This window comes from Curtobacterium sp. LFS084, assembly GCF_047977705.1.
Classification (GTDB): Bacteria; Actinomycetota; Actinomycetes; order Actinomycetales; family Microbacteriaceae; genus Curtobacterium.
This window is the reverse complement of the sequence record NZ_JBFPFM010000031.1, coordinates 12,270-37,219: the sequence shown is the minus strand read 5'-3', so window position 1 is coordinate 37,219 and position 24,950 is coordinate 12,270. Positions and strand designations below refer to the sequence as shown.

The 24,950-nt window shown below is 72.6% G+C and carries 23 protein-coding genes; 12 read left to right on the top strand and 11 right to left on the bottom strand.

Going from position 1 to position 24,950, the window contains the following annotated elements:
* The first annotated feature begins 162 nt into the window (after positions 1–162).
* Together ACNQOV_RS14345 and ACNQOV_RS14340 are read left to right on the top strand one after the other, a co-directional pair.
* Positions 163–1,044 carry a S26 family signal peptidase gene (locus tag ACNQOV_RS14345; RefSeq protein ID WP_402268711.1) on the top strand — a complete coding sequence of 294 codons (882 nt, stop codon included), beginning with the start codon at positions 163–165 and terminating at the stop codon, positions 1,042–1,044.
* The gene (locus ACNQOV_RS14340) at positions 1,041–1,895 is read left to right on the top strand and encodes a LamG domain-containing protein (protein ID WP_416395300.1); all 855 of its coding nucleotides are present in this window, start codon (positions 1,041–1,043) and stop codon (positions 1,893–1,895) included. Before ACNQOV_RS14345 ends, ACNQOV_RS14340 begins: the two co-directional genes overlap by 4 nt.
* Positions 1,896–1,977: 82 nt before the next feature.
* On the opposite strand, the gene ACNQOV_RS14335 is transcribed toward ACNQOV_RS14340, so the two are convergent.
* Genes ACNQOV_RS14335 through aztB form a run of 4 tightly spaced genes read right to left on the bottom strand, consistent with a single transcriptional unit; the run spans position 1,978 to position 6,147 of the window.
* Positions 1,978–3,162: a hypothetical protein gene (locus ACNQOV_RS14335; protein ID WP_416395298.1), complete on the bottom strand. Its 1,185-nt coding sequence runs from the start codon at positions 3,160–3,162 to the stop codon at positions 1,978–1,980.
* A gap of 26 nt (positions 3,163–3,188) precedes the next feature.
* Positions 3,189–4,103, bottom strand: coding sequence for a metal ABC transporter solute-binding protein, Zn/Mn family (locus ACNQOV_RS14330; protein ID WP_416395296.1), 915 nt, complete (start codon positions 4,101–4,103; stop codon positions 3,189–3,191).
* Complete coding sequence (locus tag ACNQOV_RS14325; RefSeq protein ID WP_416395294.1) at positions 4,100–5,272, bottom strand: ABC transporter; 1,173 nt, start codon at positions 5,270–5,272, stop codon at positions 4,100–4,102. Before ACNQOV_RS14325 ends, ACNQOV_RS14330 begins: the two co-directional genes overlap by 4 nt.
* Positions 5,269–6,147, bottom strand: coding sequence for a zinc ABC transporter permease AztB (gene aztB, locus ACNQOV_RS14320; RefSeq protein WP_416395292.1), 879 nt, complete (start codon positions 6,145–6,147; stop codon positions 5,269–5,271). Before aztB ends, ACNQOV_RS14325 begins: the two co-directional genes overlap by 4 nt.
* A 50-nt stretch (positions 6,148–6,197) precedes the next feature.
* Here aztB and aztA point away from each other — a divergent pair, with 50 nt between their 5' ends.
* Positions 6,198–6,824, top strand: coding sequence for a zinc ABC transporter ATP-binding protein AztA (aztA, locus tag ACNQOV_RS14315; RefSeq protein ID WP_416395290.1), 627 nt, complete (start codon positions 6,198–6,200; stop codon positions 6,822–6,824).
* Between the two features lie 18 nt (positions 6,825–6,842).
* On the opposite strand, the gene ACNQOV_RS14310 is transcribed toward aztA, so the two are convergent.
* Genes ACNQOV_RS14310 through ACNQOV_RS14295 form a run of 4 tightly spaced genes read right to left on the bottom strand, consistent with a single transcriptional unit; the run spans position 6,843 to position 11,612 of the window.
* Positions 6,843–8,099 carry an MFS transporter gene (locus ACNQOV_RS14310; protein ID WP_416395288.1) on the bottom strand — a complete coding sequence of 419 codons (1,257 nt, stop codon included), beginning with the start codon at positions 8,097–8,099 and terminating at the stop codon, positions 6,843–6,845.
* A 51-nt stretch (positions 8,100–8,150) separates the two neighbouring features.
* The gene (locus ACNQOV_RS14305) at positions 8,151–8,894 is read right to left on the bottom strand and encodes a copper homeostasis protein CutC (RefSeq protein ID WP_416395286.1); all 744 of its coding nucleotides are present in this window, start codon (positions 8,892–8,894) and stop codon (positions 8,151–8,153) included.
* Positions 8,891–10,435, bottom strand: coding sequence for a M81 family metallopeptidase (locus tag ACNQOV_RS14300; protein WP_416395284.1), 1,545 nt, complete (start codon positions 10,433–10,435; stop codon positions 8,891–8,893). The genes ACNQOV_RS14305 and ACNQOV_RS14300 overlap by 4 nt, the downstream gene beginning before the upstream one ends.
* Positions 10,428–11,612, bottom strand: coding sequence for an ROK family protein (locus ACNQOV_RS14295; RefSeq protein WP_402268741.1), 1,185 nt, complete (start codon positions 11,610–11,612; stop codon positions 10,428–10,430). The genes ACNQOV_RS14300 and ACNQOV_RS14295 overlap by 8 nt, the downstream gene beginning before the upstream one ends.
* A gap of 215 nt (positions 11,613–11,827) precedes the next feature.
* Between ACNQOV_RS14295 and ACNQOV_RS14290 the strand changes: the two genes are divergently transcribed.
* From ACNQOV_RS14290 to ACNQOV_RS14270, 5 genes are all read left to right on the top strand, one after another.
* Positions 11,828–13,624, top strand: a complete 1,797-nt coding sequence (locus tag ACNQOV_RS14290) for a peptide ABC transporter substrate-binding protein (protein ID WP_416395282.1) — start codon at positions 11,828–11,830, stop codon at positions 13,622–13,624.
* A gap of 93 nt (positions 13,625–13,717) precedes the next feature.
* Positions 13,718–14,677 carry an ABC transporter permease gene (locus ACNQOV_RS14285; RefSeq protein WP_402268747.1) on the top strand — a complete coding sequence of 320 codons (960 nt, stop codon included), beginning with the start codon at positions 13,718–13,720 and terminating at the stop codon, positions 14,675–14,677.
* Between the two features lie 76 nt (positions 14,678–14,753).
* Complete coding sequence (locus ACNQOV_RS14280) at positions 14,754–15,647, top strand: ABC transporter permease (RefSeq protein ID WP_402268750.1); 894 nt, start codon at positions 14,754–14,756, stop codon at positions 15,645–15,647.
* Positions 15,647–17,329, top strand: coding sequence for a dipeptide ABC transporter ATP-binding protein (locus tag ACNQOV_RS14275; RefSeq protein ID WP_416395280.1), 1,683 nt, complete (start codon positions 15,647–15,649; stop codon positions 17,327–17,329). The genes ACNQOV_RS14280 and ACNQOV_RS14275 overlap by 1 nt, the downstream gene beginning before the upstream one ends.
* Positions 17,326–18,252, top strand: a complete 927-nt coding sequence (locus ACNQOV_RS14270) for an ROK family protein (protein WP_416395278.1) — start codon at positions 17,326–17,328, stop codon at positions 18,250–18,252. Before ACNQOV_RS14275 ends, ACNQOV_RS14270 begins: the two co-directional genes overlap by 4 nt.
* A gap of 110 nt (positions 18,253–18,362) precedes the next feature.
* Here ACNQOV_RS14270 and ACNQOV_RS14265 read toward each other — a convergent pair whose 3' ends face one another.
* Positions 18,363–18,821 carry a DUF4383 domain-containing protein gene (locus ACNQOV_RS14265; RefSeq protein WP_402268759.1) on the bottom strand — a complete coding sequence of 153 codons (459 nt, stop codon included), beginning with the start codon at positions 18,819–18,821 and terminating at the stop codon, positions 18,363–18,365.
* A 189-nt stretch (positions 18,822–19,010) separates the two neighbouring features.
* On the opposite strand from ACNQOV_RS14265, the gene ACNQOV_RS14260 reads away from it, so the two are divergent.
* The 3 genes from ACNQOV_RS14260 (at position 19,011) to pcp (ending at position 20,999) form a co-directional block, all read left to right on the top strand.
* On the top strand, positions 19,011–19,898 hold the full coding sequence (locus ACNQOV_RS14260; RefSeq protein ID WP_416395276.1) for an SDR family oxidoreductase: 888 nt from the start codon (positions 19,011–19,013) through the stop codon (positions 19,896–19,898).
* A 9-nt stretch (positions 19,899–19,907) separates the two neighbouring features.
* Positions 19,908–20,207 (top strand): Dabb family protein, encoded by a 300-nt coding sequence (locus ACNQOV_RS14255; RefSeq protein ID WP_416395274.1) that lies wholly within the window; start codon positions 19,908–19,910, stop codon positions 20,205–20,207.
* Positions 20,208–20,351: 144 nt separating this feature from the next.
* Complete coding sequence (gene pcp, locus ACNQOV_RS14250) at positions 20,352–20,999, top strand: pyroglutamyl-peptidase I (protein WP_416395272.1); 648 nt, start codon at positions 20,352–20,354, stop codon at positions 20,997–20,999.
* A 19-nt stretch (positions 21,000–21,018) separates the two neighbouring features.
* Here the strand turns inward: pcp and poxB are convergent, their stop codons facing one another.
* On the bottom strand, positions 21,019–22,743 hold the full coding sequence (poxB, locus tag ACNQOV_RS14245; protein WP_416395270.1) for a ubiquinone-dependent pyruvate dehydrogenase: 1,725 nt from the start codon (positions 22,741–22,743) through the stop codon (positions 21,019–21,021).
* 112 nt (positions 22,744–22,855) lie between these two features.
* On the opposite strand from poxB, the gene ACNQOV_RS14240 reads away from it, so the two are divergent.
* Positions 22,856–23,581, top strand: a complete 726-nt coding sequence (locus ACNQOV_RS14240) for a phosphatase PAP2 family protein (protein WP_416395268.1) — start codon at positions 22,856–22,858, stop codon at positions 23,579–23,581.
* A 106-nt stretch (positions 23,582–23,687) separates the two neighbouring features.
* On the opposite strand, the gene ACNQOV_RS14235 is transcribed toward ACNQOV_RS14240, so the two are convergent.
* On the bottom strand, positions 23,688–24,941 hold the full coding sequence (locus tag ACNQOV_RS14235) for a multidrug effflux MFS transporter (protein WP_416395266.1): 1,254 nt from the start codon (positions 24,939–24,941) through the stop codon (positions 23,688–23,690).
* Between the last annotated feature and the right edge of the window lie 9 nt (positions 24,942–24,950).

Sequence of the window (24,950 nt, the reverse complement as noted above, 5' to 3'; positions counted from 1 at the left end):
CCCCCCCCCCCCCCCCCCCCCCCCCCCCCCCCCCCCCCCCCCCCCCCCCCCCCCCCCCCCCCCCCCCCCCCCCCCCCCCCCCCCCCCCCCCCCCCCCCCCCCCCCCCCCCCTCCCCACCGGCGCCCCCTCCCCACACACGCCGCACACGAACGGAGCCGACGATGAGCCAGACCGCCGCCATCCCGCTCAGCGGCACGCTGGAGCGCCCGCTGCTCGGGGGCCACACCGCCACCCGCTTCGAGACGGTGCTCGCCTGGTCTGTGGCCGTCGTCGCCGCCGTGCTCCTCACCGCCGCCCTGCTGTTCCTGTCCGCCGGCGGCCGCTGGTTCGTCGTCGAGACGCCCTCGATGGGCGAGGCCGCCCCGGTCGGCACCCTCGTCCTCGACCTGCCGGTGGACGTCGCCACCCTCGGCGTCGGCGACGTCGTCTCCTTCGAGACCGCCGCGAACCCGGGCGTCGTCTACACGCACCGCATCGTCGACGTCGACGGCGCGGGCCTGCACACCCGTGGCGACATCAACGGCGCGACCGACCCGTGGACCCTCACGCAGGAGAACGTCATCGGTTCGCCGGTGCTCCTCGTGCCGCACCTCGGCTGGCTGTTCCGCGCCGCGCCGCTGCTGCTCATCGGCACGCTGGTGATCTGGACGCTCACGAGCGTGTTCACCGACCGGGTGACGCGTACGTGCCTCCGCATCGCCGGGGGAGCGCTCACCGCGTCGTACGCGGCCTTCGTCCTCAAGCCGTTCGTCAACGTGACGACGATCACGAACACCGCCACCCACGCCGGCGTCGAGGCGACGATCGTGTCCTCCGGCGTGTTCCCGGTCCGGGTCGAGTCGCCCGGTGCTGCGAGCGTGCACCTCGTCGACGGACAGGTCGGGCACATGGTCATCCGCGAACTCACGGCGAACGGGCACTACCAGCTCACGTCGAACATCGACCTCGGACCGATCGGGTGGGGGCTGCTCGTCGCCGCGTGCCTCGTCCCCCTGGTGCTGTGCCTGGCCGTCGGCCGCGTCGAGGCGGTGCGCCCCTCGTGAACCTCCGACGTCTCCGCGACGGCCGGGTCGTCGCCCTCGTCCTGGTCCTCGCCGTGGCCGTCGTCGGCCTCGCCAACGTGTTCGCCCCGACCCGGTCCGCGTTCAGCGCCGTGGTGGCGAACAGCGGCAACAGCGCCGCGACCGCGCCCTACTTCACCTGCAGCGCCGCGGTCGGCGCCGACACCGCGAACGCCCTCTTCGCCTACCGTCTCGGCGAGGCCAGCGGTGCGACCACGGCCGCGGACTGGTCGGGCAAGGGCCTGAACGGCACCTACCAGGGCGCGATGACGGCCTCCACCCCGAGCCCGAACGCGTGCCCGCGCGACACCGGCAGCTCCTACGTGCTGAACGGCTCGACGAGCTTCGTGTCGACGCCGCGCTCGTACGCCAACCCGACCACCTTCAGCGAGGAGGTCTGGTTCCGCACGACCGTCGCCGGCGGCATGCTCGTCGGGTTCGGCAGCAACCAGTCCGCCACCTCCGGGCAGCACGACCGTCAGATCTACATCAACACCACCGGGCAGCTCGTCTTCGGCACCTACAACGGGACGACCCAGGTCGTGACCTCACCGAAGGCGTACACCGACGGCGCGTGGCACCACGTCGTGGCGACGATGTCCGCGAGCACCGGGATGCGGCTCTACGCGGACGGCGCCCTCGTCGCCTCGAACACCGCGTTCACCGTGCCCGAGAACTACACCGGCTACTTCCGGATCGGCTACGACACCGTGTCGGGGTGGCCCGGGCAGCCGTCGAACTTCGCCTTCACCGGGTCGATGCGGTACGCGGCGGTGTACAGCACCGTCCTGTCGGCGACGCAGGTCGCGAACCACGCGGCCGCCGGTCGCTGAGACGCCGACGGACCGGGAGGCGCGGTGCCAGCCGGCACCGCGCCTCCCGTCCGCCCTGCACCGCGTCGGTGCGGACGCGTCGCTACGCGATCGCGATCTCGTTGGGCACGCCGGGCAGCACCTCGCTCGACGCGATGGTCTCGCCGGTCGTCAGGTCGACCGCGTGGACCTGCCGCTCGGCCGGGTCGGTGACGTAGGCGACGTCGCCGGCGACCTTCAGCGCCGGGTGGGCGTCCTGCCACTCCTCGGGTCCCTCCCACGGGTCGATCACCGGGAAGGAGTCGAGCAGGTCACCGGACGTCGTGTCGAAGGTGTGCAGCGCGCCGTCGTCCCCGAGCACGACGGCCTCGTCCTCGGGACCACGGGCGAGGTCCCGGAACGTGTAGCCGACGCCGTCCGGCACGTCGGCGACCCGGTAGGAACCGGATGCCGCGTCGATCAGGGCGATCTGGTGGAGGAGGTACCCCTCGCTGTCCGGGTCGTCGTTGTAGTCGCCCAGTGCGATCGAGGACGTGCCGGTCGTGAACAGGTTGCCGGTGCGGCCGTACTCCGTCGGAGCGTCGATCTTCGTGAACGCGCCGTCGTCGTACACGAGTGCCCCGTCGGTGCATCCGAACACGGCGACGTCACCCTGGACCGCGCCTTCCCCGTGCACGTCCGGGCACTCCTCGGAGCGGGTGGTCTCCTTCCCGTCCGCGCCCAGCGCACGGACCCCGCTGCGGGACTCCTCGTCACCGATGGTGGTGAGCAGCGTGCCGTCCTCCAGCACGATCGCGACGCCGTGGTGCGCGGCCGCGGACTCGGTCGTCTCGGTGTCGGGCAGGTCGGCGCCGTCGAGCTCGGCGTTGTCGAACGTCGTCACCTGGCCGGTGCCGTCGGCGAAGAGCGCCGTCCGGTCGCCGTGGACGACCGCGTGCCCGCCGGTGTCGGCGGGGAAGACCGCGTCGGTGAGGGCCGGATCGGCCGCAGTGTCGAGCACCCGGAAGCCGCTCGGCACCGTGACGAGCACGTGCCGCCCGTCACCCGCCGGGTTGACGCGGGTGAACCCCTCGACGGCGTCGTCGGTCAGGACGCGCAGGTCGTCGTCGAGCACGAGGACTCCGCCGTCGTACGTGAGCGTGATCCGGGTGCCGTCGGCGCGCGCGGTCGCGGTGCTCGCGGACTCCGAGGGGGTGGTGTCGGCCGCGCATCCGGTGAGGGCAAGGGTGGCCGCGGTGAGCAGGGCGGCAGGCAGGGCCGCGGTGCGCAGGGTCTTGGTCGTCGTCATGGTCGTTACTGTACTGATTCTCATTCTCAATTACGAACCGAGAGGCCGTTGACGATCGCCTCGGTGTTCGACCGCATCATCCCCAGGTAGGTGGACGCGGGGCCGTCGGTGGTCAGCGACTCGGTGGCGAGCGGCTGGATGTCGACGTGCACGTCCACCTCCTCCGCCAGGACCTCGGCCAACCGGGCGGGCTGCGAGGCGTCGGCGAAGACCGTCCGGACGCCCGTCTCCTCGATCGCGTCGGCGAGGTCCCGCAGGTCCGCCGCGCTCGGCGAGGCGAGGGTCGTCCCGCTCGGGATGACGGCCCCGACGACCCGGAACCCGTACCGGTCGGCGAGGTAGCCGAAGACGTGGTGGTTCGTCACGAGGGCCCGCTGCCCGGGGCCGAGCGCGCCGAAGGCCCGCTCCATCTCCCCGTCGAGCGCGTGCAGGGCGTCGAGGTAGTCCGCGGTGCCCGTCGCCCGGATGCCCACGTCGCGGAGGTCGTCGTCGAGCGACTCGACGACGTCGACCATCCGTGCGGGGTCGGTCCAGAGGTGCGGGTCCGGCCCGCTGTCGTCCTCGGTCGTCCACTCCAGGGCCTCGACCGCGTCGCCGGCCGTGAAGACCGGGACTCCGTCGTCGGCCGCGGCCCGGACGTGCCGGGACACGCCCTCCTCGAGGCCCAGCCCGTTCTCCACCACGAGGTCGGCGGTGCGGAGCCGCGCGGCCTCCTGCGCCGAGACCTCGAACGAGTGCGGGTCCGCTCCGGCGGGCATGAGCACCATCACCTCGGCCGCGTCGCCGACGACCTCCGAGACGACGTCGCCGAGGATGTTCGTGGTGACGGCGACGAGTGGCCGGTCCTGCCCGGGAGCAGCGGTGCACCCGCCCGCGCCGAACGCGACACCCACCACGGCGAGGACCGTGACGACGACGGTCCGTGTGCGTGCCCGCGTCACGGTCCGACCTCCGCGAACGCGGCCGGGGCCACGCCGAGGTCGATGGTCCGGGCGACCCGCGCGCCGTCGGCGAAGTCGATCTCGTGCACCTTCCCCGTCCCGCGGTCGGCCAGGTAGGCGCGGTTCACGTCGAGCTGCAGCAGGGGCGAGGCGTCGCCGGCGACGAGCGGGTCGGTCGCGACGATCGCTCCGGTGGCGAGCGTGTGCACCACCACCCGCCCGGTGTCGTCGATGCCGACCACGTGCTCGTCGGCGTCGTCGACCGCGGCGACGGCGCGGAGTGGGCGCTCGGTCGGCACCAGGCGCCACGAGTGTTCGCGGCTGTCGAGCAGCCAGAAGCCGGCGTCACCGGCCAGGCCCGCGACCGTCGGTCGTCCGCCGCGGGCGGCGAACGAGGTCGGCCGTTCGGCGCCGTCGGGCAACGGCACCGCCGTCGCGCCGTCGTCGTCCACGACCACCGCGCCGTCGGAACAGCCGACGACCGAGCCGGCCCGGGTCGCGATGCCTCCGGCCGGGTCGGCGCACGCCGCCTCGGTGCCGGTCGGCGAGCCGTCGGCGTCGAGCACCCGGACGACGTCGTCGGTGGCGGCGACGAGGCGGTCTCCGTCGGGGAGCAGGACCCGTGCGTCGATCCGGGTCCGTTCCTCGACGGTCCCCTGACCGAGCGCGGCTCGGTCGAGGACGACCGCCTCGTTCCGCTCCCGCCAGGTGATCGTCGTGGTCGTCTCGGAGGAGTGCACCTCGACCGGACCGCCCCCCGCCATCGTGCCGACGACCCGCGGCTCCGCCGCGTAGTAGTGGGTGTGGTCGCCGTGGTCGACCGTCCAGGCACCGCCGTCCACGATCGTGGTGCGGCGGTCGGAGCTCGTCACCAGGAACCGGCCGTCAGTGGCGGAGTGCGTGGGCACGTCGACGTCGTCGAGCGCGGTCGTCTCGCTGCTGAGCAGGTCGTGCAGGACGGTCTCGCCCGTCCCCGAGACGACCAGGAGGCGCAGCTGCGGTTCCCGGGATTCGCTCGCCCCCTCGACGAAGCCGTGTGGCCGGGCGGTCGCGCTGGCGTCGCCGGGGGCCGTCCCCGACGAGCAGCCCACCGTCGCGACGGTGAGTCCGACGACGAGGCTCGTGGTGAGCAGAGTGCGCGTGGGAGTGCGCCGGGTGGAGTGGGTCATGCTGCCTCTCGAGGTGCTGGTACTGCTGTCGGTGGTTCTGCGCCGGGGGTCCGGTCGCGGACCAGGGTGCTGAGCGACGCGGCCGTGCGCGAGAGGCCGACCCCGGCGACGGCGACGGCGGCGATGCTCGCTCCCGCGGCGGTGCCGAGGTGCCACGAGACGAGCAGCCCGACGAGCACGGCCGCGATGCCGATCGCGGCGGCGAGCGCCATCGTCGAGCCGACGTGCCGGGTCCAGGCGCGGGCGGCGGCTGCCGGGGCGAGGAGCAGTCCGACGACGAGCAGCGTGCCCACCGCCCGGTACGAGGCGACGACCGCGAGCGTGACGAGCCCGACCAGCACGATCTCGGCGGCCCGTGGGCGGAGGCCGAGGGTCGCGGCCTTCCGGACGTCGAACGCCGCTGCCGTGAACGGACGGTGGAAGAACACCGCGGTCCCGAGCGCCACCGCGACGGCGATCGCCAGGCCGGTGAGGTCCGCACGGGTGACGGCGAGGACGTCACCGAACAGGATCGCGGTGACGTCGGTCGCGAAGGACCTCGAGGAGGAGACGATGATCACCCCGAGGGCGAGCATGCCGACGAAGAGCAGCCCGATCGACGTGTCGTACGAGAGCCGGGCCCGTCGGCGGAGTGCACCGACCCCGAGCACCATCACCGCGGCGCTGACGGCGGCGCCCAGTACGACGGGGAACCCGGTCAGCGAGGCGATCGCGACGCCGGGGAGCATGCCGTGCGACAGCGCTTCGCCGAGGAAGGCCATGCCGCGGACGAGGACCCACGTGCCGACGACCGCGCAGAGCACCGCCGCCAGTCCGCCGCCCACGAGGGCACGGACCATGAAGTCGACGGAGAGGGGATCGGTCAGCCAGGTCACGGTCCGAGACGCTACATGAAAATGACTATCGATACTGATAGTGTCCTCAGGTGCCCACGACGACCGACGCCACCCCCCTCCACGTCGCCGGACTCGTCGTCCGGCGCGGCGACCGGACCGTCCTCGACGGGGTCGATGCGACCTTCCCCGTCGGTTCGGTCACCGCGCTGACGGGGCCGAACGGCTCCGGCAAGTCGACGCTGCTCGACGCGCTCGCCGGGGTGGTGACGCCGGATGCCGGGGCGGTGACGCGCCGAACCTCCGTCGGAGTCGCCTACGTGACCCAGTCGCTCCCGCCGAGTGCGCTCCCGCTCACCGTCCGTGCCACGGTCCGCATGGGCCGGTGGTCCGGCCGTCCGTGGTGGCGGCCGCTCGCGCGTGCCGACCGCGACGTGGTCGACGAGCAGCTCGACCGGATGGGGATCGCGTCCCTGTCGGACCGGCCGCTCGACGAGCTGTCCGGTGGGCAGCGTCAGCGGACCCTCGTCGCGCTCGGACTCGCGCAGCGGGCGGGGGTGCTCCTCGTCGACGAGCCCACGGCCGGGGTGGACGCCGAGTCGGGTCGGCTCGTGGTCCGCGCGCTCGCCGACGAGGCAGCGTCCGGCGTCGTGGTCGTGCACGCCACGCACGACCCGACGGTCATCGCCGGAGCGGACCGGGTCGTCCGGCTCGGCTGACGGTGGCGGCGCCGTCCGTCAGGGGCAGGCGACGGCGACGGAACCGGTCGCGGTGGTCTCCGCCGGAGCCGACGCCACCGCCGGAGCCGGAGCCGGAGCCACCGCCGGGGCGGCGCTCGACCGACGGGTCCCCAGGACGACGAGCACGATCGCTCCGACGACCGCCACCCCGCCGGCCAGCCAGAAGTCGACGGCCAGCCCGAACGACGACACCGCGGCGCCGCCGAGCACCGACCCGGCGGCGATGGCGAGCTGGATCGTCGTGACGAACAGCGCGAGCCCGGTCTCGGAGCCCGCGGGCGACGACGTGGACATCCAGGTCTGCATCCCGAGCGGCAGGGCGCCCCAGACCAGCCCCCACACGACGAGCAGGACGAACACCCCCACGACCGAGTGCGCGAGCAGCGGGAGCAGGACGACCGCGCCGGCGAGGACGAACTTCGCCGAGCCGATCGTGCCGAGGACGTTCCGACCGAGGGTGAACCCGGCGGCGAAGTTCCCGACGATGCCCGCGATCCCGAAGACCAGGAGTGCGACGGTCACGGTGTCGGCGTCGACCCCGACGAGGTCCTGCAGGTACGGGGCGATGTAGGTGTAGGCGGCGAACTGCGCGGTGAACAGGAAGGCCGCGGCGATCAGGCCGACCCGGGCGCGGGGGACGCCGAGGAGCGAGCCGAGCGTGCCGAACCGGACGCGCTGCAGCGCGGGGATCCGCGGCAGCATCGCCACCTGCAGCCCGAGCGCGACGAGCCCGAGCACCCCGCCGATCACGAACGCCAGCCGCCACGTGGCGAGGGACGGCACGAGTGCGCCGAGGGGCAGGCTGACGACGGTCGCGACCGAGACCCCGGCGGTGATCAGGGACGTCGCGCGGATCACGGACTCGGGGCGGACGAGCCGTCCGGCGATCCCGGCGCCGATCGCCCAGAACCCGCCGATGCCGACGCCGAGGAGCATCCGGGCCACGAGCAGCACCCAGAACGCCGGCGCCACCGCTGCGAGCGCGTCCGCGACGACGAGCAGCACCGTCAGGCCGACGAGGACCACGCGACGGTCGAGGCCGGAGGTCCACACCGTGACGACCGGTGCGGCGACGGCACCGACGAGGCCGGTCGCGACGACCATGAGCCCCGCGGTGCCGATGCCGACGTCGAGGTCGGCGGCGATGGCGGGGAGCAGGCCGATCGGCAGGAACTCGGACAGGACGAGGACGAACGATCCGAGTGCGACCGACGTGACGCTGAGCCACCCGCGACGCGGTGCTGACGATGTCATGCGGGCGTCAAGCACGCGCCCGTGCGGTCCATTCCCGCGTGACGCGGCGGTTCAGGCGTCGAGCGCGCGGCGGGCGGCAGCCACCACCTCGGCGTCGGTGACGAAGTGCGCCGAACCGTCGTCCGAGCCGCCCATCGGGACGCCCGCACGGGCGCTGCCGGCGGCGGGTCGCTTCGCCGACAGGTGCACCGCAGCCGCCCCGGTCGCCACGAGCGCGGGCACGTCGGCGGGGGTCACGCCGGCACCGGCCATGACCTGCACAGGCCCGGCGGCGTCGACCATGCGTGCGATGGTCGCGGCCCCGGCCGCCGCGGTGGGCGCTGCACCCGAGGTCAGAACCCGGGTGAACCCGAGGTCGGCGAGGGTGGCCGCGGCGGCGACGGGGTCGGCCGCGTGGTCGATCGCCCGGTGCAGGGTGACCTCGGCCGTGGCGCTGACCGAGCGGGCGGCGTCCACGAAACGCCGGAGGGCGTCCTCGTCGAGCGTGCCGTCCGGACGCAGGGCACCGACCACGACGCCCGCCGCCCCGGAGCGCAGGACCGTGCGGACCTCGCGCACCATCAGTTCGACCTCGTCGCGGGTGTGCACGAAGCCGCCGGGACGGCAGCGGACGAGGGCGTGTGCGGGGATGCCGGTCTCGTGGGTCATCTCGACGAGCGCCTGGGACGGCGTGAGACCACCGAGCTCGAGCCCGACGCAGAGCTCGACACGGTCGGCGCCGCCGTCCCGTGCGACGATCGCGCCGGCGGGTGCGGTGACGGCGATCTCGAGGGCGACGGGGGCGGCGGTGGTCACGCGATGGCTCCGAGCGGTTCGTTCGACGGCGGGATGATCCGGGCGCCGAGGTCCGGCGCCGACGGGAACACTCGATCGTAGGGGAACATCGGCCGGACGATCCTGTGGTGTCCGAGCCGCTCGAGGTCCTGGTCGACCCCGCCCGGCGTCAGCGCGAGCATCCAGTCGGCGGCCATGTCGAAGAGCTCCGGCTCGAGGTACCCGATCTTGACGACCACCACGTCGGCGTCCCGCGGGGCGAGGTCGAGGTCGGTGAAGTCGTGCTCGTGGTGGTACGGCTTGCGGAGCGTCGTCAGGATCGCGAACACGCTGCCGACCTGCAGCACCACCTCGGTCTCGGCGTCCCGGTCGCCGTGCTTGACCGCGTGCACGCGGCCGGTCATCGTGATCGGCCCGGCGTGCACGTCGTCGACCTCGGCGCCGGCGGTCACGGTCACGGTGGCGCCGACGCCCGCCTCGACCGCGGTGGCGACGGCTGCCGGCCCGGGGCCGCTCGCGTAGATCAGGACGGGGCCGTCCGGGTCGGCGAACGCCGGGTGCGCGAGCACCTGCGTCAGCCCCCACGTCATGTCGCCCGAGCCGCCCGCCGTCGGGTTGTCGCCGGAGTCGGACACGAAGTACGGCCTCGCGGCACCCGGTGCGAGCGCGGCGGCGAGACACTCGTCGAAGGTGCCGGTCGGTGCGACGAACACGAAGTCCTCGCGGACGTCCCAGAAGGCCCGCGCGAGGCGCTCCGCACCGGCGGCGACGGCGGCCTCGTCCCACCCGGTGACGACGGTGACCGCTCGGTCGCGGGGCTGGTCCGCCCAGGCGTAGCCGACCCAGATCGCGGCGTCGAGCACGCCCTCGGTCCGCTCGACGACCGGCACCTCGGCGTACAGCGAGGCCGCCGGTTCGATGCGGGTCGAGGTCTGCTCGCCGGGCAGGAGGACCGGGATCGGCACCCAGGCCTTCACCGGACGCTGCTGTCCCACGGGCCTGGTGGTGAGCACGTCCACCAGGTTCGAGACGGCGCGCTCCTTCGTCTCGAGGGCGTCCTCGTGCGGGGCCATCCGGTAGCAGGTGACGAGGTCCACCTGGTGGGCGAGCTCCGCCGTGACGTTGCCGTGCAGGTCCATCGACGCCGACACGATGACGTCCGGGCCGATCACCGCGCGGATGCGGCCGAGCAGGTCCGCCTCGGCGTCGTCGAGGTCCTCGACCACCATCGCGCCGTGGATGTCGTACCAGAGCCCGTCGACGTGCTCGGCTGCGACGATCGCCGCCAACCGCGCGACGATCTCCGCCGCGAGCGACTCGTAGGAGTCCCGGTCCACGATGCCGCCGGGCAGCGCGTGACCGATGAGCGCCCCGCGGAAGTCGGCCCGCGCCGACAGCGGCCCGAGGAAGTCGTAGCGCGCCACGACCTCGTCCCCGCGGTCCGGGTGGAACGCCGGCGCGTGGGTCCGGGTCGGCGTGAACGTCGAGGTCTCGATGGCGAGCCCGGCGATCGCGATGACCGGGCGACGGGTGGCGGGTGCGGTGGACACGGGGTCAGACACGGACGTTCCTGTTCCTGGTGGTGGACTGGGGGATGGGCGCGGACAGTTCCTCGAGCGACGCGGCGAGCCCGCGCTGCAGCGCGAACTGGCCCGCACCGACGAGGCCGGCGTCGGCGCCGAGCGAGACGGGCTCGATGGCGAGGTGCTGCGTCATGAGCGGGTGGCAGCTCTCGTACAGCTGGCTCCGCACGGCGGCGATGAACGGGTCGAGCGTGGAGAGGATCCCGCCGAGGTAGACCGCGTCCGGGTTGAAGAAGTTGACGTTCGCGGCGAGCACCTCGCCGAGGTACCGGCCCGCGAGCCGGACGGCGCGCGTCGCCTCGGGGTGGGCGTCCGACGCGAGCCGGACGACGTCGGCGGTCGAGGAGACGTCGACCCCGGCGTCCGACAGGATCCGCACCAGCGCGGCTCCGGACGCGACGGTCTCGAGGCAGCCCGTGTTCCCGCACGAGCACGGGGTGTCGCCCGCGGCGTCGATCCGGACGTGCGTGATGTCGCCGGCCGATCCGGTCGCCCCGCGGTACAGCCGTCCGTCGATGACGATCCCGGCACCGATCGCCGAGCCGGCCTTGATCGTGATGGTCTGCCGCCGGGCGGGGTCCTGCACGGTCTGCTCGCCCGCGGCCATGCAGTTCGCGTCGTTGTCGACGACCGAGGGCAACCCGAAGCGCTCGGTGAGCCACGAGCCCACCGGGAACCCGTTCCACCCGGGCATCCGGCTCGGCAGGTCGACCACGCCGGCTTCGACGTCCACCGGTCCGGGCAGGCTGAGCCCGACGCCCCGCAGCCCGGCGCGACCGCGCTCGTCCGCGAGCCGCTCGAGCAGGGCGGCCAGCCGCTGCAGCCCTGCGGTCGGACCGTCGGAGAGCGCGAACGGGACGTTCGCGACCGACTCGAGCGCGCCTCCCGGCAGCACGATGCCGATGCGGGCGTGCCCACCGCCGACGTCCGCGGCGACCGCGTACTCGTCCGCACCGCCGATGCGGAGCACCTTGCGGGGGCGGCCGCCCGTCGAGACGTCGGTGCCCTCCTCCGCGAGCAGGCCGTGCGACACCAGCTGCGCGACCACGTGGGAGACGGTCGAGGGAGCGGCGCCGAGCAGTGCGGCGATCTCGGTCCGACTGGACGCCTGCCCGGACGCGACGAGCTCCAGGACGCGGGCACTGAGGTCCGGCACGACTTTCTCCAATCCGGCGGAAACGCGGTCGACGAGTGACCGCGAGAGCGAGCCTAGGCGGCAGATCGACCGGTCCACCCTTTCGTCCGAACGGCAGAAACGAACTATTTACACGGAGATGTTTGTTTTTCCAACGGCTTTGGCCATTGACTGTCCCCGTGCCGCTCGGCACGCGTGCTCCACACCCCGAACCTCCCACGCACCAGGAGACACACATGACCAAGCCCCGTCGCTGGGCGCTCCTCACCGGAGCCGCGATCGCCGTGAGCGCGCTGCTCGCCGGCTGCTCCGGAGGCGGCAACGCCTCGTCGAGCAACACGACCGACGAGATCAACTACGCGCTGCCCGCCAACTTCACGCCGAACTGGATCCTCCCGATCGGCACCGCCGCGCACCTCAACACGAACAACGGGTCGATCGCGCAGTCGCTGTACGAGCCGCTCGTCGCCTACGACGGGTCCACCGGCAAGATCGCGTGGAACAAGGCCGGCTCCGTCGCGACCGACGCGACGTTCGCGAGCGACTCGAAGAGCGTCACCGTCACGCTCGGCGACCGGCACTGGTCGGACGGAAAGCCGATCACGAGCCGCGACGTCGAGTTCTGGTTCAACCTGATCAAGGCGAACAAGGACGAGTGGGGCTCCTACTCGAAGGGCAAGGCGCCGGACAACTGGACCTCCTTCAAAGCCGACGACGACACGCACTTCACGATCACGTTCGACAAGGCGTACAACCCGGACTGGATGCTCGCCAACCAGCTGAGCCACATCATCCCGCTGCCGCAGCACGCCTGGGACAAGACGAGCGCGAGCGGCTCGGTGGGCAACGCCGACGAGACCACCTCCGGCGCGAAGCAGGTCTGGAAGTACCTCAACACCGCCGCCGGCAAGATCTCCGACTACGCGAGCGACGACCTGTGGAAGACGATCTCCGGCCCCTACGGCGTGAGCTCCTTCACCACGGCCGGCAAGGTCACCCTGACGGCGAACACGAAGTACGACGGCGGTGAAAAGCCCTCGATCAAGACGGTCAACCTGCTGCCGTTCACGACGACGGACGCCGAGGTGAACGCCGTCCGCTCCGGCGAGGTCGACTACGGCTACATCAACGCCACCGACATGGACCAGAAGTCGTCCTTCACGTCGAAGGGCTACGAGGTGCAGCCCTGGACCGGCTGGGCGATCACGTACATGCCGTACAACTTCAACAACCCCACGATGGGCGCCGTCTTCAAGCAGCTGTACGCCCGTCAGGCCGTCCAGATGTCGATCGACCAGACCTCGCTGTCCAAGGTCGTGTTCAACGGCACCGCCACCTCGACCTACGGCCCGATCCCGCAGGCGCAGGAGTCCGACTACGTGTCGAGCACCCAGAAGGACAACCCGTACCCGTTCAGCACGAAGAAGGCCAAGGCGCTCCTCGAGTCCCACGGCTGGTCGGAGCAGGGCGGCACGATGGTCTGCACCGACCCGGGCACCTCCGACAGCCAGTGCGGCGAGGGCGTCACGAAGGGCACGAAGTTCACGATGAACGTGCTCTCGCAGTCCGGGTCGACCGTCACCGACAACATGATGAGCGCGATCCAGTCATCGCTCGCGAAGACCGGCATCGGCTTCACGATCAAGACCGCGCCGGTGTCGAGCGTCCTGTCGCAGACCCCGACCTGCACGAGCGACGAGGCCAGCTGCGACTGGGACCTCTCGTTCTTCGGTACCGCGGGCAGCTGGTACTTCCCGGCTTACCCGACCGGTGAGTCGCTCTTCCAGACCGGTGGTTCGGCGAACTTCGGGTCGTACTCCAACGCCGACGTGGACGAGCTCATCGACGCCACGACCACCTCGCCCGACCCGACCGCCGTGCAGGACTACAGCGCGGCGCTCGCGAAGGACCTGCCGGTGATCTGGCTGCCGGAGCCCGACTACCAGATCTCGGTCGTGAAGAAGGGTCTGACCGGGTTCGACCAGGACTCGCTCGCGAACTTCCACCCCGCCCAGTGGAAGTGGTCGAAGTGAGACCGTGACCCCGGACAGGAGGCGCGGCGCGCGTCCGACGCGCACCGCGCCTCCCGTCCGTCCCCCAGTCCGGAACCAGACGACGGAAGCCGCATGACCACAGCTCTCTACCTCACCAGGCGCGTCCTGCAGGCGCTCGCGGTGATCCTCATCGTCACGATCGTCGTGTTCTGCCTGCTGCACGCCCTGCCGGGCGGCCCGGCCCGCGGCGTCCTCGGCGTCTCAGCGACGCCCGCGCAGATCGCCGCGTTCAACCAGGCGCAGGGGCTCGACCAGCCGCTGCCCGTGCAGTACCTCCGGTTCCTCGGCCGCCTGCTCACCGGCGACCTCGGTACGTCGTACACGCTCAACGAGGCGGTGTCGCAGCTCATCGCCGAGCGGTTGCCCAAGACCCTCGTCCTCACCGGGATGTCCGCGGTGCTCGGCATCGTGCTCGCGATCCCGGTCGGCATGTGGCAGGCGGTCCGGCGCAACGGCGCGGTCGACTACGCGGCCACGGCCCTGGCGTTCGTGTTCTACTCGACGCCCGCGTTCTTCCTCGGGCTCGTCCTCATCATCGTCTTCAGCCAGCAGCTGCCGTGGCTGCCGTCCCAGGCGCCGAGCGGCAACACCCTCGCCGAGGTCTTCCAGGACCCGGCGGGGCTCGTGCTCCCCGTCGTCACCGGGGCCCTCGCGATGATCGCCGTGTTCAGCCGGTACATGCGGGCCTCGACGCTCGAGAACCTGCAGGAGGACTACGTCCGCACCGCCCGCGCCGGCGGTGCCTCGACTGCGGCGATCCTGCGCCGGCACGTGTTCCGGAACTCGCTCACCCCGGTGGTCGCGATGCTCGGCTACTACCTGCCGGTGCTGTTCGGCGGGGCGCTCGTCACCGAGCAGCTGTTCAACTACCCCGGCATGGGGCTGCTGTTCTGGAACGCCGCGCAGACGTCGGACTACCCGACGCTCCTCGGCTGCGTCCTCGTCATCTCGATCGCGACGGTGGTGGGCACCCTGCTCGCCGACGTCGCGCAGTCCCTCATCGACCCCCGAGTGAAGGCGAGCCGCGCATGAGCGCCGTCACGTCCCCCATCGACGATGCGTCCCCCATCGACGCTGCGTCCACCCACGACGTGAAGGCGAGCCGCGCATGAGCGCCGTCCAGCTGGCACCCGAAGCCCCGGGCGCCCCCGTCACCGTCGCCGCGACCGGGTGGCGCCTCGCCGTCCGCCGCTTCCGCCACAACACCCTCGCCGTCATCGGCCTCGTGGTCATCGTCGTCATCGTGCTGTTCTGCTTCGTCGGCCCGTTCCTGTACCCGACCGACCAGGTCCACACCCAGCTCGACCAGGTGAACCTCGCCCCGAGCGCCGGGCACCTGCTCGGCACCGACGCCGTCGGGCACGACGTCCTCGGCCGCCTGATGTTCGGCGGCAAGGTGTCGCTGATGGTCGGGATCGCCGCCGGGGTCCTCGCCACCGTGGTCGGCACGCTCTGGGGCTCGGTCGCCGGCTACGTCGGCGGCTGGGTCGACGCCGTGATGATGCGTGTCGTGGACGCCGGCATCGCGATCCCCGCCCTCTTCATCCTGCTCGTCATCTCGGCGATCACGACCCCGGGCGTCTGGGGGCTCATCGTGATCCTCGGACTCGTGTCCTGGCTCGTGCCGTCCCGCCTCATCCGGGCCGAGACGCTCACCCTGAAGAACCGTGACTACGTCCTCACCCTCCGGGCGATCGGCGGTTCGCACGCCCGCGCCATCGGCCGCCACCTGCTGCCGAACTCCGTGTCGACGATCGTCGTCGCCGCGACGTTCCAGGTCGCCGACGCGATCCTGCTCGTCGCCTACGTCTCGTACCTCGGGCTCGGCGTGCAGGCACCGGCGACGGACTGGGGTGGCATGCTGTCGGCGGGACTCACCGCCGCGTACTCGGGACGCTGGTGGCTCATCGTGCCGCCGGGTCTCGCCGTGATCCTGGTCGTCTGCGCGTTCAACGCCGTGGGCGACGGGCTCCGGGACGCCTTCGACGTGAGGGGCCGCTGATGTCCATCCTGACCACCACCGACCTCGGGGTCACCTTCCGCACGGAGTCCGGCACGGTCGACGCCGTCCGCGGGGTCTCGCTGCACGTCGAGCCCGGGGAGACCCTCGCGCTCGTCGGCGAGTCCGGTTCGGGCAAGTCCACCGTGGCGCTCGCCGCGATGGGGCTGCTGTCCGGCAACGCCACCGCCACCGGGAGCGCCGTCGTCGACGGTCACGAGATCGTCGGTGCCCCGGAGCCCTCCCTGCGGTCCCTGCGCGGGAACACCGTCTCGATGGTCTTCCAGGAGCCGGCGACCGCCCTCGACCCGCTCACCCGGGTCGGCGCGCAGATCGCCGAGGTCGTCCGGAACCACGGTGACGTCTCCGCCGCCGACGCCGCGGCCAGGGCCGTCGAGCTCCTCGGCCGTGTCGGCATCCCGTCGCCGGAGCAGCGGGCGCGCGCGTTCCCCTTCCAGCTGTCCGGCGGGCAGCGGCAGCGCGTGGTGATCGCGATGGCGATCGCCAACTCGCCGAAGCTCCTCATCGCGGACGAGCCGACGACGGCGCTCGACGTCACGGTGCAGGCGGAGATCCTCGAGCTGCTCCGTCGCCTGGCGGCGGACACCGGCACGGGCGTCCTGCTCGTCACCCACAACATGGGCGTCGTCGCGGACTTCGCGGACCGGGTCGCGGTGATGCTCCAGGGCGAGATCGTCGAGACCGGGAGCGTCGAGGACGTCCTGCTCCGGCCGCAGCACGACTACACGAAGGGGCTGCTCGCCGCGGTGCCGCGGCTCGCCGTCGCGGCGGTCGACGGGCCGGTCCCGACGGCCGCGGCGGCCACGCCCGACGCGGCGGACGGGAGGCACGGTGCGGCCCCGGTGGTCGACCTGCGGGACGTCTCGGTGACCTTCGGGCGCGGGGCGCGCGCCGTCCACGCGTTGCAGGGCATCGACATCGCGGTGCACGCCGGCGAGACCGTCGGCCTGGTCGGCGAGTCCGGCTCGGGCAAGTCCACGGCGGCCCGGGTCGCGCTCGGTCTCGTCGCGCCGACGTCCGGCAGCGTGCACCTGTTCGGCTCCGACCTGCGCACGGCCCGCGGCCGCGACCGCCGGGCGCTGCGGTCCGGCATCGGCGTCGTGCTGCAGGACCCGGTGGCGTCGCTCGACGCGCGGATGTCCGTCGCGGAGTGCATCGCCGAGCCGCTCGCGGTGCACCGGCGGGGCATGTCCTCCGCCGACCGGCGGAAGCGTATCGACGAGGTACTCGACGCCGTCCGGCTGCCCCGCACCCTGGCGTCGCGGGCACCCCGAGAGCTCTCCGGCGGCCAGCGGCAGCGCGTGTCGCTCGCCCGGGCGCTCGTGCTCTCGCCGCGGCTGCTCGTCGCCGACGAACCGACCAGCGCCCTCGACGTGAGCGTGCAGGAGACGGTGCTCGAGGTGCTGCGCGAGCTGCAGGCCGACCTCGGCTTCGCGTGCCTGTTCGTCTCGCACGACCTCGCCGTCGTGCAGCAGTTCGCCGAGCGGGTCGTCGTGATGCGCCAGGGGATCGTCGAGGAGCAGGGCCCGACCGGCGCCACGCTCGTGCACCCGACCACCGACTACACGCGGCGACTGCTCGCGGCGGTGCCCGTCCCCGATCCGGTGGTGCAGCGGCAACGGCGGGCCGAACGGCTCGCGACCCTCGGGGCGGTGACCGCGTGAACGAGGTCGTCGCCGGCGTCGACGTCGGCGGGACGAACACCAAGGTCGTCCTCGCGACCCCGGCGCTCGAGGTCATCGACCGCGTCGACCTGCCGACACCGGCACACGCGGGCGGCGCGGCGATCGTGACGGCCGCCCTCGGTGCCGTGACGGACCTGCTCGACCGGCACCGCGCCTCCGTGACGGGTGTCGGGGTGGGCGCTGCCGGCGTGGTCGACGCGACCACCGGCACCGTGCTCGTGACCGGCAACTCGTTCACCGGCTGGGCCGGGTACGGCGTGACCGACGCGGTGAGCGCGGCCCTCGGCGTCCCCGCGACGCTCGACAACGACGTGAACGCGTTCCTCCTCGGCGAGGTCGCCGCCGGAGCCGTGGCCGGGGAGCCGGACGTCCTCGGCATGACGCTCGGCACCGGTGTCGGCGGCGCCCTCGTGCTCGGCGGCTCCCTGTTCGCCGGACCCCGCGGTGCAGCGGGGGAGATCGGCCACGTCCCCGGCTTCGGCGACGCGGTGTGCACGTGCGGACAGGTCGGCCACCTCGAGACGATCGCCGGTGCCCGCGGGATCGCCGACCGCTACGCCGAACGGACCGGACGACGCGTGACCGTGCGCGAGGTCGCCGACGCCGCTCGCACCGGGGACCCGGACGCCGCCGCGGTGTTCGAGACCGCCGGGTGGGGACTCGCGCGCGCCGCGCTGCTCACGGCGGGGATCCTCGACGTCACGACCATCGTCATCGGCGGCGGGATCGCCCGCTCCTGGGACCTGCTCGAGCCGGCCATCAGCCGGGCCATCGCGCTGGAACCCCCGGTCAGCGGTGCGCCGATCCGGCTGGCACTGTCGTCGCTCGGGTCCGACGCGGTGGCGCTCGGCGCCGCCGCACAGGTGCGGGACCTGGTGCTCGGGACCGCGCCCGCGCGCTGAGGCTGGGGCTGCCCCCGCACGACGAGGAGCCGGCCTGGACCACCTGATCGCGTGGCCCAGACCGGCTCCGGTCGTGGGTGCTGTCGGCGGCTGGGCCGCCGACGGACGGGTCAGACCCGACGGGTCCCGACGCGGGGGAGCAGCAGCCCGAGGACGATCATCGCGACGGCGAGGATCAGGTGCAGCACGTTGTCGGCGCTGTTCAGCGGCACGAAGTTCGCCGGGTCGGCCATGCCGGCGGTGAACAGACCGTAGACGAACAGGACGGCGTAGACGATGCCGCCGACGAGCAGGTACAGGCGCGCGTTGCGCGGCGAACGGGCGGTGACGAGTCCGACGATGCCGAAGAGCAGGTGGACGATGTTGTGCAGCACGGACACCTGGAAGGTGCCGAGCAGGAGTGCCATCGAGCCGTGGCCCGCGACCGACATCGAGCCCATGTCCATCGTGAGACCCGGGATGAAGCCGGCCACACCGACGATGAGGAAGACGATCCCGAAGACGAGTGCGCCCTTCTGGGTCCAGGTGGAGCCGTTGGCGGTGCGGTTCGTTGCTGCGTTGCTGGTCATGGTGCGACCTCTCTCTCATGGGGACCGACACGACGATGCGTCGGCGGGGGCCTTGTTCATGCCCACAGCTCTTTCGTAGCCCTCGCCCGGCTGGTTTGCAGCGTATTGGGCAAGACAGGCCGATTCGCGCTTCACCCAGTTCGGGGGTGCCTGGAACCGCGTCGAGGTGCGGGCGCGCATCGTGGGGGCATGAGCCAGGACGACAAGCGCGACCCGAACACCCTCTACCCGGCGCCGCCGTACCCGGAGCAGGAGCAGTCGCTCCCCGGGGCCGCGTGGAAGATGGACCCGAAGCCCGACCACGGCGAGGAGAGCTACGTCGGGCACGGGCGCCTGCCGGGCTTCCGGGGGATCGTCACCGGCGCCGACTCGGGCATCGGCCGCGCCGCCGCGATCGCGCTCTCCCGCGAGGGCGCCGACCTCGTCCTCTCGTACCTGCCCGACGAGCAGGAGGACGCCGAACAGGTGCGCGACCTGCTCGAGGGCGAGGGGCGTCGCGCGGTCCTGTTCCCGGGGGACATCTCCGACGAGCAGTACTGCACCGACCTCGTGCAGCGGGCCGTCGACGAGTTCGGCGGTCTCGACACGCTCGTCATGGTCGCGGGCCGGATGGACAGCAACGACGACATCCTCACCCTCACGACCGAGCACTTCGACTCGACCTTCAAGACGAACATCTACTCGCTCTTCTGGCTGACCAAGGCCGCCGTGCCCCACCTCGAACCGGGCTCCACGATCGTCACGACCGGGTCCATCCAGGCCAGCACGCCGTCGCCGGACAAGATCGACTACGCCGTGTCGAAGGGTGCGATCAAGCTCTTCACCGAGGCCGTCGCCCAGCAGCTGGCACCGAAGGGCATCCGCGTGAACTCGGTCGCTCCGGGACCGGTGTGGACGCCGCTCCAGCCCGGGTCCGACGACGCCCAGACCGTGGCGCACTTCGGTGAGCAGTCGCCGTTCGGGCGTCCCGGGCAGCCAGCCGAACTCGCCGCGGCGTACGTGCACCTCGTCAGCCCCGAGTCGAGCTACCAGTCCGGATCGACGATCACCGTCGCCGGTGGCACCCCGGCGTTCTAGGAGGACACGATGAGCGGGACGACACACGTGGTCCTCGTCGCGTGGGACCACGCGACGACCGATCCGTCGGCACGGGCCGACGAACTCGCGCGGGAGCACCTGCCCCGGATCGACGGGGTCGAGTCGGTCCGGTCCGGCGAGAGCATCAGCACCGAGGGGCTCGAGGGCGGCTTCGACTGGATGCTCGTCGTGCGCTTCCGGGACCGCGCGGCGCTCGCCGGGTACCTGCCGCACGAGGAGCACCAGCCGGTCGCCGCGTACATCCAGGGCGCGAGCGACCGCGTCGTGGTCTTCGACGTCGAGGACTGACCGCGCCCCGGGCGTCGGAGTCCGCGTCGATGCCGACCCTCCTGGAGGACGGGCCGCTGAGCGGATGGTGACCATCCGACGAACGGGAGGCGCGGTTCGGCCCCGCACCGCGCCTCCCGGCCCGCAGGTCCCTACGATGAGGACGTGGCTGACGCGACCGAACCGACCGTCCTGCTGACCGCCTTCGAACCGTTCGGCGGCGACACCGTGAACCCCTCGTGGGACGCCGCGCAGCGGCTCGCGGCCACCTGGGACGGACCGGCGACACTCGTCGTCGAGCAGCTTCCGGTGGTCTTCGCCGAGGAACGGTCGCGGCTCGCGGCGGTGCTCGCGAAGCACCGGCCCGACGTCGTGATCGCGACGGGGCTCGCTGCCGGCCGGGCCGCGGTGACACCGGAGCGCGTCGCGATCAACGTCATGGACGCCCGGATCCCGGACAACGCGGGCGCGCAGCCGGTTGACGAGCCGATCGACCCGGTCGGAGCGCCGGCGGCGTTCAGCGGGCTGCCGATCAAGCGGATCGTCCGCGACGTCCGGGCGGCCGGGGTCCCCGCTGCGGTGTCCAACACGGCGGGGACGTTCACCTGCAACCAGGTCTTCTACGAGCTCATGTCGTTCGCCGACCGCGACGGGTTCCGCGCCGGTTTCGTGCACGTCCCGGCGACCCCGGACATCGCCGGTGGCGGCCCCTCGCTCGGGCTCGACGAGATCGTCACCGCGCTCGACGCCGTCGTCCGCGCGTCGCTGGACCCGGCGCCGGACATCGTCGCCGAGGGCGGCGCGGAGTCCTGAGCCGCGCCGCCCTCGCCCGTCAGACGAACTGGCGGAAGTTCGTCGACGCGAGGTCGAGCAGCTCGTCGCCGCGACCGGACAGCACGGTGCGGATCGCGTAGAGCGTGAAGCCCTTCGCCTGCTCGAGGGTCACCGCCGGCGGCATCGACAGCTCCTGGCGGTCGGCCTTGACGGACACGAGCGCGGGGCCGTCGTGCGCGAGGGCTGCCGCGAGTGCGTCCTCGAGCTGGTCGGACTCGTCGACGCGGAAGCCCCGGATGCCGATCGCCTCGGCGACCTTCGCGAAGTCCGGGTTCTGCAGCTCGGTGCCGTAGGTGACGAACCCGGCCGCCTTCATCTCGAGCTCGACGAAGTTCAGCGACGAGTTGTCGAACACGACGATCTTCACGGGCAGCTTGTTCTGCACGATCGTGATGAGCTCGCCGAGCAGCATCGCGAGGCCGCCGTCGCCGGCCATCGCGACGACCTGCCGGTCCGGGAACGCGGCCTGCGCACCGATCGCCTGCGGGACGGCGTTCGCCATCGTGCCGTGCACGAACGAGCCGATCAGGCGGCGGCGGCCGTTCAGCGTGAGGTACCGCGACGCCCACACGACGGGGGAGCCGACGTCGGGGATGAACACGGCGTCGTCCGACGCGAGCCGGTCGAGCACCCGCGTGACGTACTGCGGGTGGAGCGGCTTGTGCTTGCCGGCGGGCACGGCCAGGTCGTCGAGCTTGGCGCGGGTCTTGGCGTAGTGCTTGCGGGCGTCCTCGAGGTGCTTGGCGGGTTTCGAGCCGTCGAGCATCGGGATGAGGGCGAGGGCGGTGTCCTTGACGGTGCCGACCAGGCCGATGTCGACCGGGTGCCGCTTGCCGAGCTGTTCGCCGCGGACGTCGACCTGCACGTGCTTCGCCTTCGCGGGGAAGAACTGCTGGTACGGGAAGTCGGTGCCGAGCATCAGGACGACGTCGGCGTCCTCCATCGCGCGGTAGCCGGAGGCGAAGCCGAGCAGTCCGGTCATGCCGACGTCGTAGGGGTTGTCCCACTCGATGTGCTCCTTGCCGCGCAGGGCGTGCACGATCGGCGCCTGCAGGCGTTCGGCGAGTGCGAGGACCTCGTCGTGGGCGCCCGCGACACCGGCGCCGGCGAGGATGGTGACCCGGTCGGCGCCGTTGAGCAGCTGCGCGGTGCGCTCGAGCTCGGCCTGCGCGGGGATGATCCGCGGCGTGGCGCGCTCGATGGTGGTGACCCGGGGTGCGACGGCCTCGGCGAGGAGCACGTCACCGGGGATGACGAGCACGGCGACACCGCGCTGCTCGACGGCGGCGCGCATCGCGATCTCGAGCAGGCGCGGCATCTGGGACGGGTCGGCGACGTACTCGACGTAGACCGAGCACTCGCGGAACAGCTCCTGCGGGTGGGTCTCCTGGAAGTAGCCGGACCCGATCTCCGCCGTGGGGATGTGCGCGGCGATCGCGAGGACGGGGACGCGGGAGCGGTTCGCGTCGTAGAGGCCGTTGATGAGGTGCAGGTTGCCGGGGCCGCAGCTGCCGGCGCAGACGGCGAGTTCCCCGGTGAGCTCGGCCTCGGCGGAGGCGGCGAACGCGGCCGCTTCCTCGTGGCGGACGTGCTCCCACCGGATCGCCCCGTCCTTCCGGAGTGCGTCCGTGAAGCCGTTGAGGGAGTCCCCGGGGAGACCGTAGACCCGCTGGACGTCGTTCTGACGGAGGGTGGCGACGATGTTCTCGGCAACGGTTGTCATGCCCTCGTGTCTAGTCCCGGCGGCTGATCCCTTGCCGTTCGCTGAGCGATCTCTGATCGTCCTGCACCGGACTCCGGGGCCGACGGGGCGCCGCACCTGCGACGATGGGCGGATGTCCGACCACGACCTCCGCCCCCGCCGACGAGTGTCCGACGCGTCCGGGATCCTCGACCGGAGCCGCTACCCGCTCGCGTCGGTGGCGATCGCCGTCGTCGCGGTCGTCCTGATCACGATCGTCGGGTTCACGCTCGGCACGGTCGACCTCGGGCTCTCGAAGGCGCTGAACGGCCTGGACACCGGGGCCCTCGGCGCGTTCACGACCGCGGTCTACCACGTCATCAGCCCCGGCCCGGCGATCGGGATCACCGTCGTGGTGGTCGCGGTGATCTGGTGGCGGACCCGCGACCTGCGTCCGGCACTGGCGTTCGGCGGCACGATCGCGATCACGTGGGTGCCGTCCGCCGTCGTGAAGGAGATCGTGCACCGGGCCCGGCCGGACGTCGCCGTGCTGCCGCACCCGTTCCCCGTGCAGCCGGACCCGGGCTACCCGAGCGGGCACACGGTCTACATCACCGCGTTCGTGATCGCCCTCGTCTGGCTCCTCCGCGACACCCGGTGGCACCGCCTCGTGCTGGGCCTCGGGACCGTGGCGATCGTCGTCGTGTTCTTCGCGGTGTCGATCGACGCCGTGCACTACCCGACGGACGCGGCGGCGTCGATCCTCTGGGCGCTCGCCGTCGCTCCGGGCGTGCGGGTGGTGTGGGTCGACTGGCTGATGCCGAAGATCCCGTTCCTGCGGCCGCGGGGTCCTGCGGCGCAGCGCGAGGTCACGCGCTGAGCGACACCTCACGGGCCGACTGCCGCGTGAACTGTCGCTGAGCGCGAAGCCGCGTGCCGAGCCCGCGCCCGCCCGCCCCCGTGCGCGCCCGCCCCCGCGCGCGACCTTAGGCGCCGACGCCGCGCCGACCGCGCGCCGCCACGAGCGCCACCACGGCGACCACCGCGGCCGCGAGCATCACGACCGCGAGCGGCGCCGCCGTCCCCTCGCCGCCGATGCTCACGAGCGGCGACACGAGCGCCGCGAGCCCGAACTGCAGGGCACCGAGCACGGCCGAGGCGCTCCCGGCAGCCTGCGGCACCGCCCCGAGCGCGAGTGCGGTCGCGTTGCCGAGCACGAGCCCGAGCGACCCCACGGCGGTGAAGAGCGGCACGGCGAGCCAGAACACCGGTGCCGCCGTGACGACCAGCAGGGCGAACGCGACGGTCGAGGCCAGCACGAGCGCGATCCCGAGCGTGAGCACCCCGGTGACCGACCGGGTCGCCGTGAGCTTCGCGGACAGGACGCTGACGCCCATCAGCGCGAGGGCGTTGCAGCCGAAGGCGATCCCGTAGCCCACCGTGCCGAGCCCGAGCATGTCCTGGTACAGGAACGGCGACGCCGAGATGTACGCCATCATCACTGCGAACGCGAAGCCGAACACCGCGGTGTACCCGACGAACGTCCGGGAGCGGAGCGCCCGGACCGGCGAACCCGTCGCGCCGGAGGCCCGTCGTTCGGCGCGCAGGGCGTCACGGCGCGACCGCAGGTGGGTCTCGCGGACCACGGCGAGCACCGCCACGAGCATGAGGACCGACAGCCCGAGCACGATGCCGAGCAGTCCGCGCCAGCCGATCGGCCCGGTCAGCAGTCCGCCGAGCAGCGGTGCGACGACCGGGGCGACCCCGCCGACGATCATCATGAGGGAGAACGCCCGCGCCGCCGGCTTGCCCGTCGCGAGGTCGGAGATCACCGCGCGACCGATCACCATGCCGGCCGCGCCGCCGAGGCCCTGCAGCAGCCGGGCGACGACGAGCACGCCGACGGTCGGCGCGAGGACGGCCGCGGCGCTCGCGGCGACGCACAGCGCGGCGCCGGCGAGGAGCGGCGGCACGCGGCCGAACCGGTCGGACAGCGGCCCGAAGACGAGCTGTCCTGCGGTCACGCCGACGAGGAACGCGGTCAGCGTGAGCTGCACGGTCGTCGCCGATGCCTGCAGGTCGGTGGTCATCTGCGGGAAGGCCGGCAGGTAGAGGTCGGTCGCGAAGGGAGCGACCGCGCTCAGCAGGCCGAGCACGAGCAGCAGGCCGCTGGTGATGCCCTGCTGTCGGGTCGTGGGCGTCGCGGCGTGCGCGCGGATGGAGCCGGTGTCCGTCGTCATGATTATGAA

Excerpts from the sequence above, each read along its gene's own strand:
- ACNQOV_RS14345 (WP_402268711.1), top strand. The coding sequence starts at position 163 with ATGAGCCAGACCGCCGCCATCCCGCTCAGCGGCACGCTGGAGCGCCCG.
- ACNQOV_RS14240 (WP_416395268.1), top strand. The coding sequence starts at position 22,856 with ATGTCCGACCACGACCTCCGCCCCCGCCGACGAGTGTCCGACGCGTCC.
- poxB (WP_416395270.1), bottom strand. The coding sequence starts at position 22,743 with ATGACAACCGTTGCCGAGAACATCGTCGCCACCCTCCGTCAGAACGAC.
- ACNQOV_RS14310 (WP_416395288.1), bottom strand. The coding sequence starts at position 8,099 with ATGACATCGTCAGCACCGCGTCGCGGGTGGCTCAGCGTCACGTCGGTC.
- ACNQOV_RS14265 (WP_402268759.1), bottom strand. The coding sequence starts at position 18,821 with ATGACCAGCAACGCAGCAACGAACCGCACCGCCAACGGCTCCACCTGG.
- ACNQOV_RS14275 (WP_416395280.1), top strand. The coding sequence starts at position 15,647 with ATGTCCATCCTGACCACCACCGACCTCGGGGTCACCTTCCGCACGGAG.
- ACNQOV_RS14255 (WP_416395274.1), top strand. The coding sequence starts at position 19,908 with ATGAGCGGGACGACACACGTGGTCCTCGTCGCGTGGGACCACGCGACG.
- ACNQOV_RS14335 (WP_416395298.1), bottom strand. The coding sequence starts at position 3,162 with ATGACGACGACCAAGACCCTGCGCACCGCGGCCCTGCCTGCCGCCCTG.
- ACNQOV_RS14290 (WP_416395282.1), top strand. The coding sequence starts at position 11,828 with ATGACCAAGCCCCGTCGCTGGGCGCTCCTCACCGGAGCCGCGATCGCC.
- ACNQOV_RS14235 (WP_416395266.1), bottom strand. The coding sequence starts at position 24,941 with ATGACGACGGACACCGGCTCCATCCGCGCGCACGCCGCGACGCCCACG.
- ACNQOV_RS14260 (WP_416395276.1), top strand. The coding sequence starts at position 19,011 with ATGAGCCAGGACGACAAGCGCGACCCGAACACCCTCTACCCGGCGCCG.
- ACNQOV_RS14285 (WP_402268747.1), top strand. The coding sequence starts at position 13,718 with ATGACCACAGCTCTCTACCTCACCAGGCGCGTCCTGCAGGCGCTCGCG.
- ACNQOV_RS14280 (WP_402268750.1), top strand. The coding sequence starts at position 14,754 with ATGAGCGCCGTCCAGCTGGCACCCGAAGCCCCGGGCGCCCCCGTCACC.
- ACNQOV_RS14325 (WP_416395294.1), bottom strand. The coding sequence starts at position 5,272 with ATGACCCACTCCACCCGGCGCACTCCCACGCGCACTCTGCTCACCACG.